Below are 6,000 nucleotides of genomic sequence, written 5' to 3' on the forward strand. Positions count from 1 at the left end.
TGTCGATCGGGCAGGACTTTGGACGAAAAATGAGCAACCCTCTGAAACCCGCATGACAGAAGGGTTACAGAGGAATGTGCTCAGGTTATCCACAGTCGGGTGCACAGTGGATGTGGGCAAGTTGAACGATTGCGCGATGCCCTGAAAGGTTGCAAGCCTGCGAACTCAACGCTCCAACAGGATCCGTCCACGGCTCAGGCCGGCCAGGTGCGCTTGCAAGGTTTCGATGTGAGCTTCACCCACGGCCAATTGCAGGTCCACGCCATTGGCGGTGAAACGTTCTTCATTCACCAGCCCGCCGCACTCGGCGATGCGCAGTTTCACCAGGGGCAGTTCGGCGAACCCGCAGCTACAGTGCAGCGGCACACGGCTGATCAGTTCGATTTTTTCGGCGTTTTGCAGGCATTTGTTCGCCCCGCCGCCGTAAGCCCGGGCGAGCCCACCCGTGCCCAATTGAATCCCGCCGTACCAGCGAATCACCAGCACCACGACTTGATCGCAGGCCTGGGCTTCGATCGCCGCCAGGATCGGCCGCCCGGCGGTGCCACCTGGTTCGCCATCGTCGTTGCTGCGGTATTGGTCGCCGAGTTTCCAGGCCCAGCAATTGTGCGTGGCATCCAGGTCGCTGTGCTGCTCGATGAACGCTTGGGCATCGGCGGAGTTTGTGATGGGCGCGGCGAAGGTGATGAAGCGGCTTTTGCGAATTTCTTCGCGGTATTCGCAAAAACCGGCAAGGGTAAAGGGCATGGCGATCTTAAAGAGTGGGTGTCAGGCCGCAGCCCTTGAGAATGATGCGGATCAGGTTGTCACCCGCGTCGATCATGTCCTGCTTGGTCAACTTGCTGCGACCGGTCACGCGACAGATCTGGGTGGCGAAGTCGGCGTAATGCTGGGTGCTGCCCCACAACAGGAAAATAAGGTGCACCGGATCGATCGGGTCCATCTTGCCAGCGTCGATCCAGGCCTGGAACACCGCCGCCCGACCATTGAACCAGGCGCGATAATCCTGGTTGAAATACTCGGTCAGGCATTCGCCACCGCTGATCACTTCCATGGCAAACAACCGCGATGCCTGGGGCTGGCGACGAGAGAACTCCATTTTGGCGCGGATATAGCGAGTCAAGGCCTCGGCCGGATCATCCTCGGCGGTGAGGGTATTGAAGGTGCTGTCCCACAATTCGATGATGTTGCTCAGCACCGCCACGTACAAGCCGAGTTTATTGGTGAAGTAATAATGCAGGTTCGCCTTGGGCAACCCAGCCTTGAGGGCGATGGCATTCATGCTGGTACCTTTGAACCCGTGGCGAGCGAATTCATCTTCGGCAGCCTTGAGGATCGTCTCTTCGTTCTTTTGACGAATGCGACTGGTGGGCTTGCCACTGTGGGCTGGGACTTCAAAGGTCATGGGCGTTTCCGGGCTGGGTCTGTGGGCAAGCAAATGCGTTGATAGCGCACCGGCATCGATCCGACAAGTGCCATCACACTAAAAAGACCTCCGCCGATGACCAGGCCAACCTCGACCAATGTGGGAGCGAGCTTGCTCGCGATAGCGGTTAGTCAGTCAATGGTGATGTGGATGACCTATCGCTATCGCGAGCAGGCTCGCTCCCACAATGGGCAAATGGGATCAGCGGGTTGCCGCCAGGCTCTCGAGGAAACTCTCCAGCACCAGGTGGGGGCGGCGTCCCTTGCGCGTAACCGACGCCAGGCTCAGGTCATAGAACCGTGCCGCGGGTTTCAAGGCCCGCAACCGACCTTGCTGGACCCAGAGGTTGGCGTAGTGATCAGGCAGGTAACCGATGTAGCGCCCGGTGAGAATCAGGAACGCCATGCCTTCACGGTCCGATGCACTCGCGGTGCAATTGAGCGCCTGGTAGTGGGCCTGGATCTCGGCCGGCAGGCGGAACGTGGGTGCGATGGCGTCCTGGCTGTTGAGGCGAGCATCTTCAAGCTGTTGGTCATCGACATAAAACAGCGGATGCCCGACCGCGCAGTACAGCAGCGATCGTTCACTGTACAGCGGTTGATACTCCAGCCCGGACAGGGCACTGGCCTGGGGGACCACGCCGACATGCAAGCGCCCGTCGAGCACGCCCTGCTCGACTTCGTTGGGGGCGATCATGCGGATCTGGATCTGCACGTCAGGCCCGCGCTCTTTCAATTGCGCCAGGGCGTGGGTAATGCGCATGTGGGGCAGGGTGACCAGGTTGTCGGTCAGGCCGATGGTCAACTCACCGCGCAGGTGCTGGTGCAGGCCGTTGACCTCAGTGCGAAAACTTTCCAGTGCGCTCAATAACTGCAACGCCGATTGATACACCTCACGGCCTTCCTCAGTCAGGGAAAACCCCGCGCGCCCGCGCTGGCACAGACGCAAACCGAGACGTTGTTCCAGGTCGCTCATCTGCTGGCTGATGGCCGAACGGCCAATGCCCAGCACGGTTTCCGCGGCGGAAAACCCGCCACATTCCACGACGCTGCGGAAAATGCGCAGCAGGCGGATATCAAAGTCGCTGACCTGGGCCAGTGGATCGGGACGACGCGCGCTCATAGTTTAGTGATCCACCGACTGAAGGTTACAAAAGTTGGATTTCATCGACTTTATCGCCGTGGCAACTTAGCTGCAAGAACGCCTTTCGATTCCCTGTCGCTTATGACCTGCGAGGTTTTTGTCGATGAACATGCCCGAACACGCTGCCGGTTCCCTGGCCAGCCAGCTCAAGCTCGATGCCCACTGGATGCCTTACACCGCCAACCGTAATTTTCAGCGCGATCCGCGCCTGATCGTCGCCGCCGAAGGCAGTTGGTTGGTGGATGACAAGGGGCGCAAGGTGTACGACTCGCTGTCGGGGCTGTGGACATGCGGCGCCGGGCACACCCGCAAGGAAATCCAGGAAGCAGTCGCCAAGCAACTGGGCACCCTCGATTACTCGCCGGGGTTCCAGTACGGTCATCCGCTGTCGTTCCAGTTGGCGGAAAAAATCACCAGCCTGACCCCGGGCAATCTCAATCACGTGTTCTTCACCGATTCCGGCTCCGAGTGCGCTGATACCGCGGTGAAGATGGTCCGTGCCTACTGGCGCCTCAAGGGCCAGGCGACCAAGACCAAGATGATCGGCCGTGCCCGTGGCTATCACGGGGTGAACATCGCCGGTACCAGTCTTGGCGGCGTCAGCGGCAACCGCAAGTTGTTCGGCCAGGCGATGATGGATGTCGATCACCTGCCCCACACCTTGCTGGCCAGCAACGCCTATTCCCGTGGCATGCCGAAAGAAGGCGGCATCGCCTTGGCCGATGAACTACTGAAGCTGATCGAACTGCACGATGCATCCAACATCGCCGCAGTGTTCGTCGAACCGATGGCTGGCTCGGCCGGCGTGCTGGTGCCGCCTGAGGGCTACCTCAAGCGCCTGCGGGAAATCTGCGACCAGCACAGCATTCTCCTGGTGTTCGACGAAGTGATCACCGGTTTCGGTCGCACCGGTTCGATGTTCGGTGCCGACAGCTTTGGCGTGACCCCGGACCTGATGTGCATCGCCAAGCAAGTCACCAATGGTGCGATCCCCATGGGCGCGGTGATTGCCAGCAGCGAGATCTACCAGACGTTCATGAACCAGCCGACGCCTGAGTATGCGGTGGAATTCCCCCACGGCTACACCTACTCGGCGCACCCGGTGGCTTGCGCGGCTGGTCTGGCGGCGCTGGACCTGTTGCAAAAGGAAAACCTGGTGCAGAGCGTGGCCGAGATCGCCCCGCATTTCGAGAATGCATTGCACGGCTTGAAGGGCGCGAAGAACGTCATCGATATTCGCAACTATGGTCTGGCCGGCGCGATTCAAATCGCCGGACGCGATGGCGATGCCATCGTACGTCCGTTCGAGGCCGGCATGGCGTTGTGGAAAGCCGGGTTCTATGTGCGCTTCGGCGGCGACACCTTGCAATTCGGGCCTATGTTCAACAGCAAGCCGCAGGACCTGGATCGCCTGTTCGACGCGGTCGGTGAAGTGCTGAACAAGCTCGACTGATGCGTCCTTCTCTATAGCTTTCGATAACGGGCGTCCGGTCACGGGCGCCTGTGGATAATTCCGGAGTCCCCCATGAGCCTCATCCCGCATTTGATCAATGGCGAACTGCTGAGCGACAGTGCTCGCACCGCCGATGTGTTCAACCCGTCCACTGGCCAGGCCATCCATAAGGTGCCGTTGGCTGATCGCGCGACCATCCAGCAGGCTATCGACGCCGCCAAGGCGGCTTTCCCGGCCTGGCGCAATACTCCGGCGGCCAAGCGTGCGCAGGTCATGTTCCGTTTCAAGCAATTGCTGGAGCAAAACGAGGCGCGTATCGCCCAGTTGATCAGCGAAGAACACGGCAAGACTTTGGAAGACGCGGCCGGTGAACTCAAGCGCGGCATCGAAAACGTCGAGTTTGCCTGTGCAGCGCCAGAAATCCTGAAAGGCGAATACAGCCGTAACGTAGGACCGAACATCGACGCCTGGTCAGACTTTCAACCCTTGGGCGTGGTGGCGGGCATTACACCGTTCAACTTCCCGGCGATGGTTCCGCTGTGGATGTATCCGCTGGCGATTGTCTGCGGTAACTGCTTCATTCTCAAACCGTCCGAGCGCGACCCGAGTTCGACGCTGCTGATCGCCCAACTGCTGTTGGAAGCCGGTTTGCCCAAGGGCGTGTTGAGTGTGGTGCATGGCGACAAGGCGGCCGTGGACGCACTGATCGAAGCGCCGGAAGTGAAGGCGCTGAGTTTTGTCGGTTCGACGCCGATTGCCGAATACATCTATGCCGAGGGCACTCGACGTGGCAAACGCGTCCAGGCACTGGGTGGGGCGAAGAACCATGCGGTGCTGATGCCGGATGCCGACCTGGACAATGCCGTCAGTGCGCTGATGGGCGCGGCGTACGGTTCGTGCGGCGAGCGTTGCATGGCGATTTCGGTGGCGGTGTGTGTCGGCGACCAGGTGGCGGATGCACTGGTGGCCAAGCTGGTGCCGCAGATCAAGGCGCTGAAGATCGGTGCCGGCACGTCTTGCGGGCTGGACATGGGGCCGTTGGTGACCGGTCAGCACCGGGACAAGGTCAGTGGTTATATAGAAGAGGGTGTTGCGGCGGGTGCTTCGCTGATTGTCGATGGTCGCGGCTTGAGTGTGGCTGGGCACGAGGAGGGCTTCTTCCTCGGTGGCTGTCTGTTTGATCGTGTGACCCCCGAGATGCGCATCTATAAGGAAGAGATCTTTGGGCCGGTGCTGTGCATCGTTCGGGTCAACAGCCTGGAAGAGGCGATGCAACTGATCAATGATCACGAGTATGGCAACGGCACCTGCATCTTCACCCGCGATGGCGAGGCGGCGCGGTTGTTCTGCGACGAGATCGAGGTCGGCATGGTGGGCGTCAACGTTCCATTGCCGGTGCCGGTGGCCTATCACAGCTTTGGCGGTTGGAAGCGTTCGCTGTTCGGCGACCTGCACGCCTATGGCCCGGACGGCGTGCGTTTCTATACTCGTCGCAAGGCGATTACCCAGCGCTGGCCACAACGTGCCAGCCATGAGGCTTCACAGTTCGCGTTCCCCAGCTTGTAATCGGTCAGGGAAGAGGCCGGCGCCGTCAGGCGCCGGCCTCTATGCTTGTGGGGCTTTTTGATCGATGTGACAGAATTATGAAAAAAGCTGTTGACGGCAGATTCTGGAAGTCTATAATTCGCCCCACTTCCGGCGCAGTCGAAACGGAAAACTCCTTGAGATTCAACGAGTTAAGTAGGTTTCGAAGGTGCAGGGCTTCAGTTCATCGAAGTCCGGAAGGAGCAGGTAGAGCGGTGTTGTTTGGCTCTATCGGCGGTTCGATCTTCTCGGTCGAAAGCGGTGAAAAAGAGGTGTTGACAGCAGCGAGTAACGCTGTAGAATTCGCCTCCCGCTAACGAGAGATCGGAAGCGCAAGTGGTTGAAGTTGTTGAGGTTTCCGAAGCGAAACTTTGAAAATTTCTGAAAATAACCG

5 protein-coding genes are annotated in these 6,000 nt (G+C 59.6%); 2 read left to right on the top strand and 3 right to left on the bottom strand.

The annotated features are described in order from the left end of the window. Positions 1-165 precede the first annotated feature (165 nt). The 3 genes from BT125_RS22150 to BT125_RS22160 all read right to left on the bottom strand — a co-directional run bounded on the left by BT125_RS22150 (position 166) and on the right by BT125_RS22160 (position 2,548). The gene (locus BT125_RS22150) at positions 166-747 is read right to left on the bottom strand and encodes an IMPACT family protein (protein ID WP_072410354.1); all 582 of its coding nucleotides are present in this window, start codon (positions 745-747) and stop codon (positions 166-168) included. A gap of 7 nt (positions 748-754) precedes the next feature. Next, the gene (locus BT125_RS22155; RefSeq protein WP_060739307.1) at positions 755-1,405 is read right to left on the bottom strand and encodes a TetR/AcrR family transcriptional regulator; all 651 of its coding nucleotides are present in this window, start codon (positions 1,403-1,405) and stop codon (positions 755-757) included. Between the two features lie 222 nt (positions 1,406-1,627). Further along, positions 1,628-2,548, bottom strand: coding sequence for a LysR family transcriptional regulator (locus tag BT125_RS22160; protein WP_072410356.1), 921 nt, complete (start codon positions 2,546-2,548; stop codon positions 1,628-1,630). Positions 2,549-2,672: 124 nt separating this feature from the next. On the opposite strand from BT125_RS22160, the gene BT125_RS22165 reads away from it, so the two are divergent. Both BT125_RS22165 and BT125_RS22170 read left to right on the top strand, forming a co-directional pair. Next, positions 2,673-4,022, top strand: coding sequence for an omega-aminotransferase AptA (locus BT125_RS22165; RefSeq protein ID WP_072410358.1), 1,350 nt, complete (start codon positions 2,673-2,675; stop codon positions 4,020-4,022). A 72-nt stretch (positions 4,023-4,094) separates the two neighbouring features. After that, positions 4,095-5,588 (top strand): CoA-acylating methylmalonate-semialdehyde dehydrogenase, encoded by a 1,494-nt coding sequence (locus BT125_RS22170; RefSeq protein ID WP_072410360.1) that lies wholly within the window; start codon positions 4,095-4,097, stop codon positions 5,586-5,588. Positions 5,589-6,000: the final 412 nt, after the last annotated feature.

Source organism: Pseudomonas sp. NFACC04-2, from assembly GCF_900119265.1.
GTDB classification, from domain to species: Bacteria; Pseudomonadota; Gammaproteobacteria; order Pseudomonadales; family Pseudomonadaceae; genus Aquipseudomonas; species Aquipseudomonas fluorescens_AA.